Source organism: Streptomyces aculeolatus (genome assembly GCF_020400605.1).
GTDB classification, from domain to species: domain Bacteria; phylum Actinomycetota; class Actinomycetes; order Streptomycetales; family Streptomycetaceae; genus Streptomyces; species Streptomyces aculeolatus.
Map to the genome: position 1 here is coordinate 1 of NZ_JAINRD010000094.1, position 612 is coordinate 612.

Annotated in this window: 1 protein-coding gene; it reads left to right on the forward strand. The window is 69.3% G+C overall.

Annotated elements, in window-relative coordinates:
• Positions 1-612: beta-ketoacyl synthase N-terminal-like domain-containing protein (locus LG396_RS38850; protein ID WP_225798321.1), on the forward strand; the 612-nt coding region annotated here is incomplete at both ends.

Below are 612 nucleotides of genomic sequence, written 5' to 3' on the forward strand. Positions count from 1 at the left end.
GATTTCGGAGTTCCCTGTCGATCGCGGTTGGGGTGCTGATCTGTTCGATGCGGATCCGGGCAGGTCGGGGAAGTCGTATGCGCGTCATGGCGGGTTTCTGCATGACGCGGGGGAGTTCGACGCGGAGTTCTTCGGTGTGTCGCCGCGTGAGGCGTTGGCGATGGATCCGCAGCAGCGGTTGGTGCTGGAGGCGTCGTGGGAGGCGTGCGAGCGTGCGGGCATCGATCCCGACAGCCTCCGCGGCAGCCGCACCGGCGTGTACGTGGGCGTCATGTACCACGACTACGCGCCCCGCATGTCGACCGAACGGCAGGAGATCGAGGGCTACGCGCTGACGGGGAACCTGTCGAGCGTGCTGTCGGGGCGGGTGGCGTACGCCTTCGGGCTCGAAGGCCCCGCGATGACGATCGACACCGCGTGCTCCTCGTCGCTCGTCGCGCTGCACCTTGCCGCCCAGGCGATGCGGAACGGGGAGTGCGACCGGGCGCTCGTCGGCGGGGTCACCGTGATGGCGACGCCGAACACCTTCGTGGAGTTCTCGCGGCAGCGGGGGCTTTCGCCCGACGGCCGGTGCAAGGCGTTCGCGGAGGGTGCGGACGGTACGGGCTGGAG